Here is an 18,228-nt window from a genome sequence, read left to right on the forward strand (position 1 = left end):
AATTACTTGTCTTCTTTTACTTCTTCAAATTCAGCGTCTACTACATTATCTTTTTTCGCGCCAGCGTCTTGTGCTCCTTGTGCACCTTCTGCTTGCCCTGCAGCTGCTTGAGCTTGCTCGTATAATTTAACGCTTAATTGTTGTACGATTTCTTGTAAAGCATCTTTTTTCGCACGGATTTCATCAAGATCGTTTTTCTCAATTGCCGCTTGCAACGCTTCTTTCGCTTCTGTCGCTTTTGCAACCTCAGCCGCATCTACTTTACCTTCTAAATCTTTTACAACTTTATCTGTTTGGAATACAAGTTGGTCAGCTTCATTACGAAGTTCAACTTCTTCCTTACGTTTTTGGTCAGCGTCAGCATTTGCTTCTGCTTCTTGTACCATACGATCTACTTCTTCATCAGAAAGACCTGAAGAAGATTGAATTGTAATAGCTTGCTCTTTGCTTGTTCCTAAGTCTTTTGCACGTACGTTAACGATACCGTTCGCATCAATATCGAATGTTACTTCGATTTGTGGAATACCACGTGGTGCTGGTGGAAGATCCGTTAATTGGAAACGACCTAATGTTTTGTTGTCAGCTGACATTGGACGCTCACCTTGTAGTACATGAATGTCTACTGCCGGTTGGTTATCAGCAGCTGTTGAGAATACTTGTGACTTACTTGTTGGAATTGTAGTGTTACGCTCGATTAATTTCGTGAACACACCACCCATAGTTTCAATACCTAAAGAAAGTGGAGTTACGTCTAATAATAGTACGCCTTCTACATCACCAGTAAGTACGCCACCTTGAACCGCAGCACCTAATGCTACAACTTCATCAGGGTTTACGCCTTTGTATGGCTCTTTACCAGTTTCACGTTTAATAGCTTCTTGAACAGCTGGGATACGAGTAGATCCACCAACAAGGATAACTTTATCTAATTCACTTGGAGCAAAGCCAGCGTCTTTTAATGCACGACGAGTTGGCTCTAACGTTCTTTCAACAAGACCTGCTGAAATCTCTTCGAATTTCGCTCTTGTTAACGTTAATTCTAAGTGTAATGGGCCAGCAGCTCCAGCACTAATGAATGGTAATGAAATTTGTGTTTGTGTTACACCTGAAAGATCTTTTTTCGCTTTTTCAGCTGCATCTTTCAAACGTTGAAGTGCCATTTTATCTTGGCTTAAATCAATGTTATTTTCTTTTTTGAATTCAGCTACTAAGTGATCGATGATAACTTGGTCAAAGTCATCTCCACCAAGGCGGTTGTCACCAGCAGTTGAAATAACTTCGAATGTGCCGTCTGCTAACTCAAGGATAGATACGTCAAATGTACCGCCACCTAAGTCATATACTAAGATTTTTTGCTCTTCATCTTGTTTTTCTAAACCGTAAGCAAGTGCTGCTGCTGTTGGTTCGTTAATGATACGCTCAACTTCTAAACCAGCGATACGACCAGCATCTTTCGTTGCTTGACGCTCTGCATCGTTGAAGTATGCAGGTACTGTAATAACAGCTTTCGTTACTGTTTCACCTAAGTATGCTTCAGCAGAAGCTTTTAAGTTTTGTAAAATGATTGCAGAAATTTCTTGAGGTGTAAAATCTTTACCTTCAACTTCTACTTTGTAGTCTGTACCCATATGACGTTTAACAGACATGATTGTATTTGGGTTTGTAATTGCTTGACGCTTCGCAACTTCCCCAACTTGACGCTCTTCATTTTTGAAAGCTACAACAGAAGGTGTTGTACGGTTTCCTTCTGGATTTGGGATAACCTTTGGTTCTCCACCTTCCATAACAGCTACACAAGAGTTTGTTGTACCTAAGTCAATACCGATAATTTTACTCATGGCGAATCCTCCTACTTTTATGTAAATTATTGATTTACTTTTACCATTGATGGGCGAATCACACGGTCTTTTAGTTTATAACCTTTTTGGAATTCTTCAACTACCGCGTTTGATTCAAATTCACTGTCTTCCACTTGCATAATAGCTTGGTGTTCATTCGGATCAAACTGTTTACCAACAGCTTCAATCGCTTCCACACCTTCTTTAGTCAACGCTTCTAGCAATTGACGATGCACCATTTCCATACCTTGTAACAAGGATTTCGTTTGCTCGTCAGTCGCTTCCACTTGCATCGCTCTTTCAAAATTATCAAGAGCTGGCAAAATATCTGAAACTAGACTTTGTGCTCTATATTTGTCAGCAGCCTGTTTATCCATTTGGACACGGCGCTTATAATTTTCAAAATCAGCTTGTAGACGTAATGTGCGACCTTCCGTTTCCGTTAGTTTCGCTTGTAACTCATCTACTTTTTCTTGTAAAAGAGCAGCCTCACTTTTTTCTTCTACAGTTTTTTCACTGTTTTCTGGCGTGACAGCTTCTTCAACTTGCGCTTCTTTCACTTCTTCTACCACTTGTTCGTTACGCTCTTCCACAATTTTCACCTCCTTAAAAGGTATTAGGTATCATGCTTAGCATGATTACCTAAGCATTATATATTACACACAGCAATGAAAATTTCATCACTTGAGCGAATGTATTACTCTCATTTACTTTTTAAGTCCGTCTGTAAACTGTCTTGTAAATAACTGCAGTAAACTAATTACACGAGAGTATTGCATTCTCGTCGGACCTAAAATTGCAATTGTTCCAAGTTGCTCTTCTCCAATCGAATACGTTGCAGAAATCAAACTGCAATCCTCCATTGCCGTAGAAGAATTTTCTCTACCAATTTTCACTTGAATTCCGACTTGTTTATGACGCAAAATGTCATAAAACGCAGCCTCATTATCAATCATCGTCAGCAAAGATCTTACTTTATGAATGTCATGGAACTCCGGTTGCGAAAGCATATTCGCTTTCCCTCCAAAGTATATCTTTTCCGATAACGGAACTTGAAAGGTACCATCTAACATTTTTATCGCACTATCGTAATTATGAACATACCCACGTAAAACTGTAACAATCTCTTTAAAGATTTTATTATGAAGTTCTGCCATCGGTACACCAGATAGCTTTTCATTTAAAATGTTAACCATTTTTTCTAAATCTGATAAATCAACAGATTCCGGAACGGTAATCGTTTTACTTTGTACATGCCCTGTATCCGTTACAATAATAGCGACTGCTGTTTGACGATCAAGCGGCACAATTTGTACGTTTTTAAGTTTATTTGTGCTTAACTTAGGCCCTAGAACAATCGCCGTATAGCTCGTAAGCTCTGATAAAATTTGAGCAGATTGCTGTGCAACTTTTTCTGCTTCAAAAATTCTTTCAGCAAATAAATCTTTAATTTGTACAATTTCATCGTTCGGTAAGTTTTGCGGCGCTAAAAGATGGTCTACATAAAATCGGTATCCTTTCTCAGAAGGAACCCGTCCAGAAGAACTATGTGTTTTTTCAATAAAACCTAATTCTTCTAAATCAGCCATTTCATTTCGAATAGTAGCTGAACTAAATGTGATTTCTTCTTTTTTAGCCAACGTTCTAGACCCAACGGGCTGCGCTGATCCAATAAAGTCATCAATAATTGTTTGTAAAATTAAGAGCTGACGTTCCGTAAGCATCTCATCATCACCTCTGTTAGCACTCTTTGTCTTCGAGTGCTAAATCTATTAATAACTTACCAAAATTGACATTCAATTGTCAACGGAAACGTCACGAAATAATGAATTTTTTTCACGTTTATGAAACATTTAATTAGTCAATCAAAAATGACTGGAACACTTCATTCCCTAATAATTTCCCTTTTCGTGTTAAACGCACATATCCATCTCTTTCTTCAAGCAACCCTTGTTCTTGATTGCCTTGTAACTGCTTCGCGAAAACTTGATCCATCTCCATATTGAATTTCTTTTGGAATGCTATTTTAGAAACACCTTTTGTTTTTCGAAGTCCTAAAAACAACTCTTCTTCCATTTTTTCCTTCTCAGTCACTTCATGAACATCTAAATAAGGAAATCCTGTTTCATCAATTTTATTAAAATATTGCTTCAGCGGACCTACATTTTGAATACGTTCCCCATTTACATAACTATGCGCTCCAGCTCCAAATCCATAGTACTCTTCATTATTCCAGTATGTGAGATTATGTCTACTTTCATTATCACCTTTTGAGAAATTACTAATTTCATACTGGCTATAACCGTGTTTCTCCATTTCATCCATTACCATTTCATACATTTTCGCTTCATGGTCTTCACCCGGAAGACGCAATTTCCCTTTATTCATTAAGTTATAAAACACTGTTTTGGGTTCCACAATTAATGAATATGCCGAGAAATGTTGTACACCAAGCGTAAAGGCAATGTCTAATGTTTCCTTCACATCTTCTATCGTTTGTCCTGGCAAAGCATAAATAATATCTACATTAATATTTTTAAAGCCTACTTCTTGAGCTTCTCGAATCGCTAGGAATGCATCTTCCCTCGTATGCTTGCGCCCGATTTTCTCCAGCAGTTCATCACGGAACGTTTGCACACCAAAACTAATTCGATTCACTCCACCTTCTAGCAGTACATTCAACTTCTCTTTCGGCAGATCTCCTGGATTCGCTTCAAATGTCAATTCACAATTCGGAGCAAACGGACGCAAATGACGATTAATAATCTCGAGTAATTTTTTTGTCTGTTCCATATTTAATGCTGTCGGCGTTCCTCCACCAACAAAAATCGTTTTCATACTATCAAACGGTACTTTTTGAACCGTATTTATTATTTCTTTCTCTAAGTACTCTAAATATTGATCTACCGGTTGGCGTTCAATAAACACTTTATTAAAATCACAATAGTGACAAATATGCTGACAAAACGGAATATGAATATATGCAGCTTGTACCAAATATAACTCCTACCTTTCTAAAAAGAAAACCTCCGCACTCCGGAGGGTTCTCTACTTCTCTAACGTATTACGGATTTGTTCCATTCGCATTTTTCCCCAATCATACATCATTTCAACGATTGGTAAAAGTGACATGCCTAGTTCCGTCATATAATACTCAACACGAGGAGGAATTTCGGGATATACTGTTCGATCAACAATCCCATCTTCCATTAACTCTTTTAATTGGTTCGACAAAACTTTATGAGAAATGCTTGGGAATAACCGTTGTAATTCGCTAAAACGATGAGGCCCTTCCACACCAAGATGCCACAGTATCACAACTTTCCACTTTCCACTAATAATAGAAAGCGTCAATTCCTTTTCACAATTAAAATTACCATTTTGTAGTTTCTCTTGAATATCTTTTCGAATATTTTCGGACATTAATAATCTCCTAACTCTGTATGAACTAAAAAGCTCTCTCACTATTGTAAATGAGAGATACTAAGATGTCTAAAAAGTAATGATACAGAAAAAAAGAAGCCGCATAAACGACTCCTTCTTTATTTTATATTAGTTGTCATCCATTTTCAGTACAGCCATGAATGCCTCTTGCGGTACTTCTACAGAACCAACAGACTTCATACGTTTTTTACCTTCTTTTTGCTTATCAAGAAGTTTACGCTTACGAGAAATGTCACCACCGTAACATTTTGCAAGTACGTTTTTACGCATCGCCTTAATTGTAGAACGTGCTACAACCTTGTTTCCAATAGTAGCTTGAATTGGCACTTCGAACTGTTGTCTTGGAATCAATTCTTTTAATTTCTCTACGATTACTTTACCACGGTCATACGCTGAATCACGGTGCACAATGAATGATAAAGCATCCACTTGTTCATTATTTAAAAGAATATCCATTTTCACAAGTTTAGACGGTTTATAACCAATTAACTCGTAGTCAAATGATGCATATCCTTTCGTATTTGATTTCAATTGATCGAAGAAGTCATATACGATTTCTGATAACGGGATTTCATATGTTAATGTAACACGCGTTTCATCTAAATATTGCATATCAATAAACGTTCCACGTTTACCTTGGCAAATTTCCATTACAGCTCCAACATAGTCATTCGGAACCATAATTGAAGCTTTAACAAACGGCTCTTCTACACGATCGATAGACTGTGGATCTGGCATATTAGATGGATTATCAACAATAACATCTTCACCGTTTGTTAAATAAACTTTATAAATAACGCTTGGCGCTGTTGTAATTAAGTCAATCTTAAATTCACGTTCAATACGTTCTTGAATGATTTCCATGTGAAGTAAACCTAAGAATCCACAACGGAAACCAAATCCTAGCGCTTGAGATGTTTCTGGTTCAAACTCAAGAGCAGAATCGTTTAACTCTAATTTTTCTAACGCATCACGTAAATCGTTATAACGAGCAGAATCAATTGGATACAGCCCACAGAATACCATCGGGTTTAATTTACGGTAACCTGGTAACGCCTCTGCAGCCGGACGTTTCGCATGTGTAATCGTATCACCAACACGTGTATCACCTACGTTTTTAATAGATGCTGCTAAGAAACCTACATCACCTACAGTTAACTCATCACGCTGCGTTGTTTTCGGTGTAAATACACCTACTTCTGTTACTTCAAACTCTTTACCAGTTGCCATCATACGTACTTTATCGCCAACTTTTACCGTTCCGTTTACAACACGGATATATGCAATTACACCACGATATGGATCATATAAGGAATCGAAAATCATACATTGTAACGGCTCTTCTGAATCACCCGTCGGAGCTGGTACTTTTTCAACGATTTGTTCTAAAATGTCCTCAATACCAATGCCTGCTTTTGCCGAAGCAAGTACAGCTTCCGATGCATCTAAACCGATTACATCTTCTACCTCTTGACGTACGCGTTCTGGATCCGCACTTGGTAAGTCGATTTTATTAATAACTGGTAAGATTTCTAAATTATTATCAAGCGCTAAATATACGTTTGCTAATGTTTGCGCCTCAATCCCTTGCGCTGCATCAACAACAAGAATTGCACCTTCACAAGCCGCTAAACTACGAGATACTTCGTACGTAAAATCGACGTGTCCTGGCGTATCGATCAAGTGAAGAATATACTCTTCACCGTCTTTCGCTTTATACGTTAATTGTACTGCATTTAATTTAATTGTAATACCGCGCTCACGCTCTAAATCCATAGAGTCAAGCAACTGAGCTTTCATTTCGCGCTGTGTTAACGCGTTTGTTTTCTCCAAAATACGGTCTGCCAACGTTGATTTCCCGTGGTCAATGTGAGCAATGATGGAGAAGTTACGAATTTTGGACTGTCTTTTTGCTCTTTCTTCTTTATTCATCTATGTTCTCAACTCCTAATAGTCTCGCCAATATACACTAGCACTGATTATATCAATAGAGCAGCAAAGATTCAATGAAAACTCGTGCTGCTTACAAGACAAATCATTCTATCTATATCTTATGCGAACAAACCATAAGAGACAAACCTTTTTCAAATTAAAAAACGGCTGTCGTACAAAACGATAAGACAACCGTTCTTCCTGCTACTCTTAGCTAAAAATCTCTTTCACTTTCCCAACAACTATATCCGTTCCAAACTTTGTTATTTCATAAGCAACACTTGCTATCGCCATACCAATTCCTTCTACGACATTAAAACTTCTTAAACTTTCTAATTGTTTTTGTTTCTCAATAGTTGAAAACGAACTTCCCAAAATTTCTGATTCAGCACTCGCACCCTCTGTCCCTGTCATATGAGCTATTTGTTCATACGACAGCTGCTGATAACCTTTCATACTTTTCAAACCATGATTAGCAAGCGCAACTCCTGCTATCATCATAAGTAAACATAAAACTGCACTACATATACACAGAAGTGCAAAACGACTTAAACTATCATCGTCTCTCCCCCTCAATGTGTATATGCTCCTGTATTATCTTGGTCAATTTGATGATGCAGCGCTGCATTTAACCCACTCGCTATTACATTTGCCATATCCTCTATAAAAGCATCTACTTCTTTTGGGGTCACCATTAAATTATGACCGAGAGGAGACAGTACTTCATAGATCAATTTTCTTTTTTCTTCTTCTTCCAACGTACCAATAGCACCTAAAAACATATTCCTACTTTTTTCATCCGGCATATCTTCTTCTGTTAATTTTTTCTTTTCTCCGAATGAAAATCCCGCTGGTAATAAAGACCGTGACGGCTTATGTCCCTCTTTCATCTCTCTTCCAAAGTGCTTCAAAATAAAATCGATCGTATCACTCGTAATAGAAACTGCGTCTACTACAGTTGGAACACCAATCGCAATAACAGGGATTCCTAATGTTTCTTTACTTAGCTCCTTACGTTTATTCCCAACACCAGATCCAGGATGAATCCCTGTATCCGAAATTTGTATCGTACTATTTACACGTTCAATAGAGCGTGCAGCTAACGCATCAATTGCAATTACAAAGTCTGGCTTCGTCTTCTCAATGATTCCATAAATAACATCGCTCGTTTCAATTCCTGTAATTCCCATTACTCCCGGACGAATTGCACTAACAGGCCTAAAACCTTCTTCTATACTTTCAGGCTGCAATTGAAACAAATGTCTCGTTACCAATACGTTTTCTACAACTATCGGTCCAAGTGCATCCGGTGTTACATTCCAATTCCCAAGACCAACAATTAAACAGCTCGCTTCTTTTGTAACGCCAACCTCTTCTAAGAAATAAGAAAATTCTTTCGCAAAAATACGCTCTACCTTTTGTTGCAGTTCCGTATCTTGTTGACGTATACCTTGCACTTCAAGCGTTAAATAATTTCCAGGTTTTTTACCCATCGATTCAGATGCAACTTCATCAATTGTGACTTTTGTAATTGTAATACCCTCTTCTTCCCTCTCTTTTACAATAACTCCTTGTACCCCTTCTTGTTCTTCTTGGCGTTCTTGCAACATTTGATGCGCTTCTACAGCAAGGTCAGTTCTAACACTATATTTACTTAAATCTAATGGTTCTTTCATCGTATCTCCTCCGTAATTCATAGTAAATATCGTTAGATTTCCCAAAGTTATATAAGGTCATTCTTTCCTTTACGTGAAATTTCATTGATATACTATTGCAATTCTCTTCACCGTTTGATAGAATATCACTTGTTCTATGTTAAGAATCGAGTCATTCGATTGCACCAGGGAGGTGAAAAGTATGGCAAACATCAAATCTGCTATCAAACGCGCTAAACTTAGCGAAGAGCGTCGTGCACATAACGCTTCTATCAAGTCTGACATGCGTTCTGCTGTTAAAACTGTAGAAGCTTTAGTTACTAATAACGATCTTGAAAATGCTAAAGAAGCTTTCAAAACTGCTTCTAAAAAACTTGACAAAGCAGCTCGTAAAGGTCTTATCCACCAAAACGCTGCAGCTCGTCAAAAATCTCGCTTAGCGAAACAAGTAAACGCGTAAGGCGTTTAAAAAACGATCCATTTGGATCGTTTTTTTATATACAAAAAAGTTCACGTAACAAGTACATGAACTTTTTTGTATCACTACATATGATTTAGTCGCAGCAGGAAAAACTCAAGCACAAGTTTCTTATCCATTTTCCCCGTCTTCATACTATAATCAGCTTCCGCTAATTCTATAATAACTTTTTTTAATTCTTCAAAAGAGAAAAACTTCGTTTGATTCATCGCCAACTTTACACGATACGGATGTACACCAATATGAGACGCGATTTGATTTTGTCCGTAACCACGTTGTTGCAACTCTTTCACTTGATGCAGCAAGCGGAATTGACTCACTAATAACGCAAGCAATTTAATCGGTTCTTCCTGCTGCGTAAATAATCCATCTAAAATTTGCATTGCACCCGCAATATCCTTTTTCACTACTTTTTCTGTCAAAGCAAATACATTTTGCTCCACAGACTTCGGCACAAGTTCTGTAACAAGTTTTGGTGTAATCTCTCCGCCCATACCGACGTATAACGTTAACTTGTCCATTTCCTTCGCCAACATCGTTACATTACTTCCCACAAGCTCTAATAACAAACTAACAGCTGCATTATCAATATGCACATGTACTTCATCAGCACGAGCACCAATCCATTTCTGAACATCTTGCACTTGCATCGCATTCGCTTCTACTACATCCGCTGTTTTCTTTAATAGTTTTGTAATTTTTTTTCGTTCATCGAGTTTTTCGTAAGGCGCAACAAAAACAAGAATAGAAAATGGAGAAGGTTCACCAATATATTCTTCTAAAATTTTTATATTTTGTTCTAACTTTTCTTTTTGTGAAGTTAAAAAAAGTGGTGATTTCATTAATAGTACTTTCCGTTCCCCAAAAAAAGGAAGTGTACGCGCATCCTCAACCACATCTTCTAAATAGGATTCTTCCAAATCGTATGTCACAACATTAAATTCTCGATCTTCCTCTTCAAGTGCTTCTGTTGTAATAAGCTTTATCGTTTCATTTATAAAAAACGCTTCCGTTCCATACAGTAAATATAACGGAGCAAACTGCTTCTTATTAATTTTTTTATGTATATCACTCATACTTTTTTCCTACTCCCTAACTTGGCAATATATATTTATACTAATGCCCTAGCTTTTGTTTTACAAGTACAAAGGAACAGGCTTTACAACCCGCCCCTTTATTTATATTAAACGCCACGCAATAAGTCCCGGGTTTCTTATTGGTGTGCGGTAATCACCTTCCCTTTATTATTCACAATAAAAATCCGAGTATAAGTGCCAACTCTTAACATGCTTGGAAACGAAAAACTCATGTCACTTAACGAACTAGAAAGTAGTAAAAATACTCGGTTCCTCTTCATATGGAAATTGTAGATTTTTTTCTGACAATATTTTATACTAAAGTGGAATGTTGGGGAGGGATTCTAAATGAATGATTTTGAACAAAATGTTCAAAGTAAACGCAATGACGCTATTGATTCAGGGGTAGGATTTATCGTCTCATTTGGTTTTTTCGCAACACTTTTCATTATTGCAACTGTTATTAAATTCATCGGTTCTTAAAGGCTGCCATTTCATGGCAGTCTTCTCTTTTTCATCTATTATGTATTTCATCATATGTGATTTTACTTTTAAAGGTTCCGGTTTCCCCTTTAAAAACATAGGAAATAGCACCTTGTTTATCCGTTCGCCATACTTCAGTACCCATCTTCTCAAAACGCTCTATCACCTCCTTATCCGGATGTCCATACCTATTCCGTTCTCCCACAGAAACAATCGCTATACTAGGCTGTATAAGCCTCAAAAAAGGTGCTGTAGATGACGTTTTACTCCCATGATGCGCAACTTTTAAAACATCCGCCCGTAAATATGGATATGTCGATGCTAAAAGTTCCTCTCCCTCTTCTTCTAAATCACCTGTAAACAGCCATGTTAATCCTCCTAATTTGGCCCACATTACAATTGAAGAGTTATTTTCACTTTTTTCTTTCCCTTTCGGAGCTAGTATAAAAAATTCCGCTCCATTTATACTCCAACACTCCCCTTCTTCCACTATACTTATTTTCACTTCTTTTTCTAATGCCTTTTTCTTTAACACCTTTTCTAATACTGTCTCTTGTTTCTTTTGACCAAATACAACTTCTTTTACAGTTATATACGATAATAAATCTGATGCGGCACCTATATGATCCGCATCTCCATGCGTTATGATTAATTTATCAATTGTTTTCACACCTTCCTTTTGCAAAAAAGGAACAAGAATATCGTGACCAACAGAAAATTCATGCTTTTTCCGTTGCCATTCTTCTTTATTTATCCGAAGTGTTCCACCTGTATCAATAAGATAAACCCCTTTATCATATGGAAGTCGAATTAATATTGCATCACCTTGTCCAACATCAATAAATGTCACACTCCCACTCTCGCGAAAATACGGGTATACATAATGACACGTGCTAATAAAAAGAAATCCACTCATGACTATGAATACAATTTTTTTCGGCAGCCCTCTTTCCAAGACGATCAATATACTAACAATCATCACACAATATACAACTATAAGAAGTATAGATGTTTGCCCGAAAACAAGGCGGGGAAACGGTAAGCTTTCACAATAACTTAGTAAATTATTAGAAATAATTAAACCTACTGACAGTATATTTGCAAGTCCTTTTGCTAGAAATGGGATAATTGGTATAAATACCAGAATAATAATACTACATGGTAATACAAGTATAGATAAAAATGGAACGTATATGAGGTTGAGGAAAATACTATATGGAGAAAAATAACCAAAATGATATAACAAAATCGGGGTACTAACGAGCTGCGAGATAATAGAAATATAAATAGCATTTCGAATTATTCCATTACTATGCCTTAGTAGTATCGGAGCAGATAAAATTAAAGCGAAACTACCTACAAATGAAAATTGAAATCCTATATTAAAAACAAGATATGGGTCGTATATAAGCATACATATAGCCGTTATACTTAAGGCATCTAAACTAGATAAGCGAACAGAACAAATGAAAGCAACCAACAATAAAACACCTGTTATAGAAGCTCTTATAACAGACGGTGATGCGCCTGCTATAATCATGTACACTGGAATACAAACAATTAGAAATACTGTCGCCATCTCCTTCGTCACACCACTTCTCAGTAAAACAAAGTAAACTATCACCATTAACAGAACAATATGCGACCCTGAAATCGCCAATAAATGCACAAGACCAAATTGCTGATACTGTTCTTCAACTTCAAACGTCATTTGTTGTCGGTCACCAAATAATAATGCATTCATAAAAGCACCTGATTGCTCTGGAAACATTTCTGTAACTTTAAAGATTATGTGCTGCCTATAAAAAAGAATCCATTGCACAAATGATAATGATGTTTTTTGGCACTCAGAAATATATGTAGCATAGAATATAAAATGAATATTTTGTTTATATAAATAATCTCGGTAATCAAAACCATGAAAATTTCGAGCAGTTTGCGGTTCTTTCCTCTCACCTTTGAATACACAGGATACTCCCGCATATAATTGTTGTAATTGTTTCTTTTCCAAGGCTGATTTCATTTTGTAACTTAACTGCACTGTATTTTTATTCTGATCTTCAAATTGAAAAGATAGGCGATCCCCATTAATAAGAGGTGTATTTTGTATCACCCCTCTTGTAGCTTCATAGGGCTCCCCTAGAGGCTTATTTTGTCCTTGAACATACGAAGTGTACATAGCACCACTAAAACACGCTATCATACAAAAAATGAAGGTTTTACGCGAAGTACGATATAAACAGAAGAAAACATATAAAACGAAACAACAAGCAATCCATAAAAATGACAAGGAAAAGGCGATTGCAATCCCCATTATAAAAGAGATTGCAATATAGCCCCATTGTTCATGCAACTTATACTCACTCCTTATAGCATCATTTTTGCTTTCGTGAATACATGCTGTAATTCTTCCATTGATAAATTATCTTTTTCGAAAGACGCAAATAATTCTTTTAACTCCGTATAACGTTTTTGCTCCTCTAATGCAGCAATATCATATTCTAGTGGAACGTGCTTCACTGTTACATTCGCTTGTTCAAATAACTCTATGGCGTATGGATGATTTTTATAATCCTGCGCATAATAAACCGCTGTAATACCACTTTGAATAATTGCCTTACAACATTGTAAACAAGGGAAATGCGTAACGTAAATTTCTGCTTCCTCTGTTTTCGCACCAAACTTGGCACATTGTAATAAAGCATTCATTTCTGCATGAATTGTACGAACACAATGATTATCAATGACATAGCATCCATCATCGATACAATGCACCCCACCTTTAATTGAACCATTATAGCCGCCAGCAATAATCCGCTTGTCACGAACGATTGTTGCCCCTACTGCAAGTCTTGTACATGTACTACGTAAAGATAACAAATGACTTTGCGTCATAAAATATTGATCCCACGAAATTCGTTCCATATTTTTCACCTTCTTTTTTGTCTACTTGTAGTGTAGCGAATGAAGAAAAACTTCGTCAATCTTTTACGGAATAATAATTTGATCTTTTATTTTTTCCAAAGACTTTACACCAATCCCATCAATCTTTAATAAATCTTCTATTTTCTGAAACGGACCATGTTCCTCTCGATATTTCAAAATACTTTCCGCTTTTCGAGAGCCAATGCCTGTGATTTTTTCAAGTTGCTCTTTAGAAGCTGCATTTATTTGAACTTTCCCTTCCCCCTTTGAAGAGGTAGCCAAATCTTGCACTTGCTCATTTTTATTGGGTACATAAAGAATCATTTGGTCTTGTACAATTTGTGCTAAATTCACCTTCTTTATATCTGCCTCGGGCAAAAAACCACCCGCCTTTTCAACGGCATCCTTGAACCGGTCCCCTTCCTTCATTTCATACACCCCCTCTTTAACAACGGCCCCTTTCATATCAATTAGTATTTTTTTCTGTTCCTTTGCATCTAATATTTTCGGTTTACTTTTTTTCTCTACATCTTTCGCCTGAACATCCGTTGCAATGACCGATCGCTCTGTATGCTGGTTTGTTTTCCAGAAAAAAAGAAAAAGTACAGTTACAATAATAACTACTAACCCCAACCATTTTTTCGGAAAATCCCACATCATTTTACACCTCTAATCATAAATTTATAACATCATTCATATTGTTTAGGAGAAAGCTGTTACGAAGGAGGGATGAAACATTGAACATAGGAATTATAGGGACAGGAAACATGGGGAACATACTAATCGATGCATTTTTAGAGACCCGTGCTGTCAAACCTTCGTGCCTTACAATCATTAATCGGACACCTGCCAAAGCATATCATATAAAAGAAAAATACCCTTCTATTCATATAGCCAAAACAATCCCAGAAGTACTCGAACAATCACAACTTATTTTTATTTGCGTTAAACCAAAAGATATATACCCTATCCTACAAAAATATGCTGAACATTTTTCTGATGAAAAGTGCTTAGTTTCTATCACAAGTCCAATATCTCCATCACAATTAGAGACACTTGTACCTTGCCACGTCGCACGTATCATTCCGAGCATTACAAACCGCGCCCTATCTGGCGCATCATTATTTACATTTGGAAGTAAATGCTCTGAAGAGTGGCAACAAAAACTACTTCGGCTATTCAAAAAAATTTCTACTCCACTTGTAATAGAAGAAGATATAACGCGCGTTTCATCTGATATAGCAAGCTGCGGCCCTGCATTCTTTAGTTATTTATTACAATGTTTCATTAACGCTGCTGTAGATAAAACAAATATTACACATGAAGAAGCTACTACTTTAGTAAGTGAAATGGTCGTTGGAATGGGGAAATTACTTGAAAAAGAGATTTTCACATTACCTACCTTACAAGAAAAGGTATGTGTCAAAGGCGGCGTTACAGGAGAAGGTATTCTAGTTTTAGAAGAACATGTTGGAGATATGTTTCATAAATTAATCGAACGGACACACGAGAAGTTTGATGAAGATTTAAAATGCGTTGATCAGCAATTCAATAAACACACATAATAAATACGCCATCGCCATTCCAAATCCTTTTTATTAATACGTATCTTTTTTATGCTACATTTTCACTAAAACTAGCATTTTTGTACTTTACATGTATCATCTTTTTAATATTCTAGAAATGAAATCAAATCTTTTCTAAAAAACAAAAGCAACCTTATCGGTTGCTTTTGTTTTATCCATTCTTCTTCGCCATAAAAAAGATGCGCTCTGTTTGTTCTGTCACTTCAATTCGTTCAAAGTCTCCTGTGACGCGAAGCACTGTAAATCCAGCCTCTTCAAGCCATTTCGTTAATTCTTCAACCGAATATGCTCGTTGCACGTGACATTCATCAAAACGATGATATACATCTTCTTCTGGATCTTGTACAAAGAATGTCAAATCATGTTCCACACTATTGGATTCTTCTCCAGGGAAACAGTTCCAAATAAGTGATATTTCCTCGCCATTCACTGTATATGTTTCATTTTGAAATACGTGATGTATTTTATATAAAGAGTGTACGTCGAATAAAAACAAGCCATCTTGACGTAAATGATGGAAGACTCTTCTAAACGTTTCTTGCACTCCATCTTCTTGCAATACATAGTTTAACGAATCACAAAAGATTGTTACACAATCAAATTCACCAGGAACATCAAGTTCTCTCATATCTTGTTGGTAAAAAGGAAGAAAATAACCTTCTCCTCCTAATTTCTGCTGTGCGACAGTTAACATTTCTTCTGAAAGATCTACACCAGTTAAATCATAACCTTTTCGCATAAGCGGTAGTGTTACGTTACCAGTTCCACATGCTACATCAAGAATTTTTGCCTCTTTCATGCCCGCATGCTGCAAACTTTCCTCTGTGAACTCTACCCATTTATCATACGGGACATCATTCATCAGTTCGTCATACAGTAATGCAAATTGTTCGTATTTCATTGATCTAACTCTTCAGTAATATCTTCACGTGGTACATCGCCCCATAGACGCTCTAAATTGTAGTGATCACGCTCATCTTTATGGAATACATGAGCAACCACATCACCAAGGTCTACTAATACCCAACGAGCCTCATCAAAACCTTCCATACGTTGTACATTAATTTCGAATTCATGCGCCTTCGCTTTAATTTCACGCGCAATTGCTTGCACCTGTTTATCAGAGTTTCCGTGACAAATAATGAAATAGTCTGCAATTGGTGAAATCCCTTGCATATTTAGTACAACCATATCTTCTGCTCTCTTATCATCAGCTGCTTTTGCTGCTAATACTAATAAATCTTTATCTTTCATTTAATAATTTCCTCCTTGATAACTGCATTGTATGTTTGGAATGTTAATGGATAAATCGTTTGATCTTTTTCCATTAAAAATTGAATTGTTCGCTTTAAAGCAAACAGTAACGCTTGATTTATATCTTTATATGCGAGTTTTCTCGCTTCTTCTACACCAGGAAACTTACGCCCCGGCTCAATGTAATCTGCTACATAAATCACTTTATCTAACATCGTCATTTTCTCATGACCACTTGTATGGTATGTAATAGCTTGCAAAATTTCAGGATCCGTAATGCCTACTTCTTTTTCTACTAAGTATGCCCCAACAGGTGCATGCCATAACTCTTTGTTATAGTGAAGTAGATCCTTCGGCAAACCTTCCCTCTTAATAATCTCTTCCATTTCTGAAATCGCTCTACATTTTGCATAATCATGAAAGATAGCAGCTGTTTCTGCCTTTTTCTCATCTACATCATATAAACGAGCCAGTTCAATCGCTGTTTCCATTACACCTATTGTGTGTACATAACGCTTTTCATGCATTTGTTGTTTCACAATATGAAGTGCTTCCTCACGATTCATACAACCCATTCCTCTCGATATATACCTGTACTTTTTCCGGAAGTAAATATTTGCACGTTTTCTTCTCCATATACCTCTCACGTAACAAAGAAGAAGAAACTGCAAACTCTGGAATTTCCACTTTTACAATATTATAAGGCGTATGCAATGTATAACCTGGTCTCGTAACTCCAACGAAAGTTACAAGTGTAAGTAACTTTTCAATGTTATACCACTTTGGCAAATACTCAACCATATCTCCACCAATAATAAAGTGGAACTGCACATCCGGATACTTTTCCGTTAATTGTAACATAGTGTCATACGTATAAGATGGGCCTTCTCTGTTTAGCTCTTCTAAACAAATTGAAAAGTATGCTTCTTCCTCAGTCGCAAGCTCTAACATCTTTAAACGACTTTCTACACTTGTAATATTCCGCCCTTGTTTATGTGGCGGAATTTGATTTGGCAGGAACCATACTTCTTCCAAGTCCAAAGCGTGATATACTTCATTTGCAATTAGCAAATGCCCATAATGAGGCGGATCAAATGTACCGCCAATGATGCCAATTTTTCTCAAAAGAAACGCCCCTTCCTTTTACATACAGCAACTCTCTTCCTATCAATTCGAAGAGAGTTCACTGTTAATAAAAGTTCAATTGGTTTCGCTCTCTACATCATTAAGCACTAGCAATAAAAGTACCGCATGCTAATCTTTTTATCGAGGAAGCTTAATTTGTTTATTTTCTCTTGATTCTTTATATAAAACAATTGTGCTTCCAATTACTTGAACGATTTCAGCACGTGCACCTTGTGCAAGTTCTTCTGCAACTTCACGACGATCGAATTCACAATTTTGTAGCACGCTCACTTTAAATAATTCACGAACCTCTAATGCTTCTCCAATTTGTTTCACCATATTTTCATTTACGCCGCCTTTTCCAACCTGAAAAATTGGTGTTAAATGATGTGCCTGTGCACGTAAAAATCTTTTTTGTTTTCCTGTTAACAT

Annotated in this window: 20 protein-coding genes; 3 read left to right on the top strand and 17 right to left on the bottom strand. The window is 36.7% G+C overall.

What is annotated here, in order from left to right:
- Positions 1-2: 2 nt before the first annotated feature.
- The 8 genes from dnaK to gpr all read right to left on the bottom strand — a co-directional run bounded on the left by dnaK (position 3) and on the right by gpr (position 8,890).
- Positions 3-1,838: a chaperone protein DnaK gene (gene dnaK / locus MHB70_RS20185; protein WP_000034693.1), complete on the bottom strand. Its 1,836-nt coding sequence runs from the start codon at positions 1,836-1,838 to the stop codon at positions 3-5.
- 26 nt (positions 1,839-1,864) lie between these two features.
- Positions 1,865-2,431, bottom strand: a complete 567-nt coding sequence (grpE, locus tag MHB70_RS20190) for a nucleotide exchange factor GrpE (RefSeq protein WP_000392715.1) — start codon at positions 2,429-2,431, stop codon at positions 1,865-1,867.
- Between the two features lie 114 nt (positions 2,432-2,545).
- A complete protein-coding gene (gene hrcA / locus MHB70_RS20195; RefSeq protein WP_000954961.1) occupies positions 2,546-3,562 on the bottom strand; it encodes a heat-inducible transcriptional repressor HrcA in 1,017 nt (338 codons plus the stop codon).
- A gap of 133 nt (positions 3,563-3,695) precedes the next feature.
- Entirely contained in the window at positions 3,696-4,835 is a 1,140-nt protein-coding gene (gene hemW / locus MHB70_RS20200) for a radical SAM family heme chaperone HemW (protein WP_000249448.1), read from the bottom strand.
- 51 nt (positions 4,836-4,886) lie between these two features.
- Positions 4,887-5,261, bottom strand: coding sequence for a winged helix-turn-helix transcriptional regulator (locus MHB70_RS20205; RefSeq protein ID WP_001293547.1), 375 nt, complete (start codon positions 5,259-5,261; stop codon positions 4,887-4,889).
- Between the two features lie 129 nt (positions 5,262-5,390).
- Entirely contained in the window at positions 5,391-7,214 is a 1,824-nt protein-coding gene (gene lepA, locus MHB70_RS20210) for an elongation factor 4 (protein WP_001030961.1), read from the bottom strand.
- Between the two features lie 210 nt (positions 7,215-7,424).
- Positions 7,425-7,790, bottom strand: coding sequence for a YqxA family protein (locus MHB70_RS20215; protein ID WP_001214892.1), 366 nt, complete (start codon positions 7,788-7,790; stop codon positions 7,425-7,427).
- Positions 7,787-8,890 carry a GPR endopeptidase gene (gene gpr / locus MHB70_RS20220; protein ID WP_000662628.1) on the bottom strand — a complete coding sequence of 368 codons (1,104 nt, stop codon included), beginning with the start codon at positions 8,888-8,890 and terminating at the stop codon, positions 7,787-7,789. The genes MHB70_RS20215 and gpr overlap by 4 nt, the downstream gene beginning before the upstream one ends.
- Positions 8,891-9,071: 181 nt before the next feature.
- Between gpr and rpsT the strand changes: the two genes are divergently transcribed.
- Positions 9,072-9,329 (top strand): 30S ribosomal protein S20, encoded by a 258-nt coding sequence (gene rpsT / locus MHB70_RS20225; protein WP_001274011.1) that lies wholly within the window; start codon positions 9,072-9,074, stop codon positions 9,327-9,329.
- An 83-nt stretch (positions 9,330-9,412) separates the two neighbouring features.
- Here rpsT and holA read toward each other — a convergent pair whose 3' ends face one another.
- Positions 9,413-10,423 (bottom strand): DNA polymerase III subunit delta, encoded by a 1,011-nt coding sequence (gene holA, locus MHB70_RS20230; RefSeq protein WP_001279936.1) that lies wholly within the window; start codon positions 10,421-10,423, stop codon positions 9,413-9,415.
- Between the two features lie 348 nt (positions 10,424-10,771).
- Here holA and MHB70_RS20235 point away from each other — a divergent pair, with 348 nt between their 5' ends.
- The gene (locus MHB70_RS20235; protein WP_000997609.1) at positions 10,772-10,906 is read left to right on the top strand and encodes a YqzM family protein; all 135 of its coding nucleotides are present in this window, start codon (positions 10,772-10,774) and stop codon (positions 10,904-10,906) included.
- Between the two features lie 31 nt (positions 10,907-10,937).
- On the opposite strand, the gene MHB70_RS20240 is transcribed toward MHB70_RS20235, so the two are convergent.
- The 3 genes from MHB70_RS20240 to MHB70_RS20250 all read right to left on the bottom strand — a co-directional run bounded on the left by MHB70_RS20240 (position 10,938) and on the right by MHB70_RS20250 (position 14,491).
- Positions 10,938-13,259 carry a DNA internalization-related competence protein ComEC/Rec2 gene (locus tag MHB70_RS20240; protein ID WP_000545167.1) on the bottom strand — a complete coding sequence of 774 codons (2,322 nt, stop codon included), beginning with the start codon at positions 13,257-13,259 and terminating at the stop codon, positions 10,938-10,940.
- A gap of 14 nt (positions 13,260-13,273) precedes the next feature.
- The gene (locus MHB70_RS20245) at positions 13,274-13,831 is read right to left on the bottom strand and encodes a ComE operon protein 2 (RefSeq protein WP_000439772.1); all 558 of its coding nucleotides are present in this window, start codon (positions 13,829-13,831) and stop codon (positions 13,274-13,276) included.
- Between the two features lie 63 nt (positions 13,832-13,894).
- On the bottom strand, positions 13,895-14,491 hold the full coding sequence (locus MHB70_RS20250; protein WP_000989947.1) for a helix-hairpin-helix domain-containing protein: 597 nt from the start codon (positions 14,489-14,491) through the stop codon (positions 13,895-13,897).
- A 77-nt stretch (positions 14,492-14,568) separates the two neighbouring features.
- On the opposite strand from MHB70_RS20250, the gene comER reads away from it, so the two are divergent.
- Positions 14,569-15,396, top strand: a complete 828-nt coding sequence (comER, locus tag MHB70_RS20255; protein WP_001020544.1) for a late competence protein ComER — start codon at positions 14,569-14,571, stop codon at positions 15,394-15,396.
- A gap of 172 nt (positions 15,397-15,568) precedes the next feature.
- Here comER and MHB70_RS20260 read toward each other — a convergent pair whose 3' ends face one another.
- From MHB70_RS20260 to yhbY, 5 genes are all read right to left on the bottom strand, one after another.
- Complete coding sequence (locus MHB70_RS20260; RefSeq protein ID WP_000873061.1) at positions 15,569-16,318, bottom strand: class I SAM-dependent methyltransferase; 750 nt, start codon at positions 16,316-16,318, stop codon at positions 15,569-15,571.
- Positions 16,315-16,671: a ribosome silencing factor gene (gene rsfS, locus MHB70_RS20265; RefSeq protein WP_000653199.1), complete on the bottom strand. Its 357-nt coding sequence runs from the start codon at positions 16,669-16,671 to the stop codon at positions 16,315-16,317. The genes MHB70_RS20260 and rsfS overlap by 4 nt, the downstream gene beginning before the upstream one ends.
- Positions 16,668-17,237, bottom strand: a complete 570-nt coding sequence (yqeK, locus tag MHB70_RS20270; RefSeq protein WP_001078252.1) for a bis(5'-nucleosyl)-tetraphosphatase (symmetrical) YqeK — start codon at positions 17,235-17,237, stop codon at positions 16,668-16,670. Before yqeK ends, rsfS begins: the two co-directional genes overlap by 4 nt.
- On the bottom strand, positions 17,227-17,796 hold the full coding sequence (locus MHB70_RS20275; RefSeq protein WP_001226034.1) for a nicotinate-nucleotide adenylyltransferase: 570 nt from the start codon (positions 17,794-17,796) through the stop codon (positions 17,227-17,229). Before MHB70_RS20275 ends, yqeK begins: the two co-directional genes overlap by 11 nt.
- Positions 17,797-17,934: 138 nt before the next feature.
- Positions 17,935-18,228: a ribosome assembly RNA-binding protein YhbY gene (gene yhbY / locus MHB70_RS20280; protein ID WP_000955228.1), complete on the bottom strand. Its 294-nt coding sequence runs from the start codon at positions 18,226-18,228 to the stop codon at positions 17,935-17,937.

Origin of the sequence: Bacillus sp. FSL M7-1020, assembly GCF_038050415.1 — a bacterium.
GTDB lineage: Bacteria > Bacillota > Bacilli > Bacillales > Bacillaceae_G > Bacillus_A > Bacillus_A toyonensis.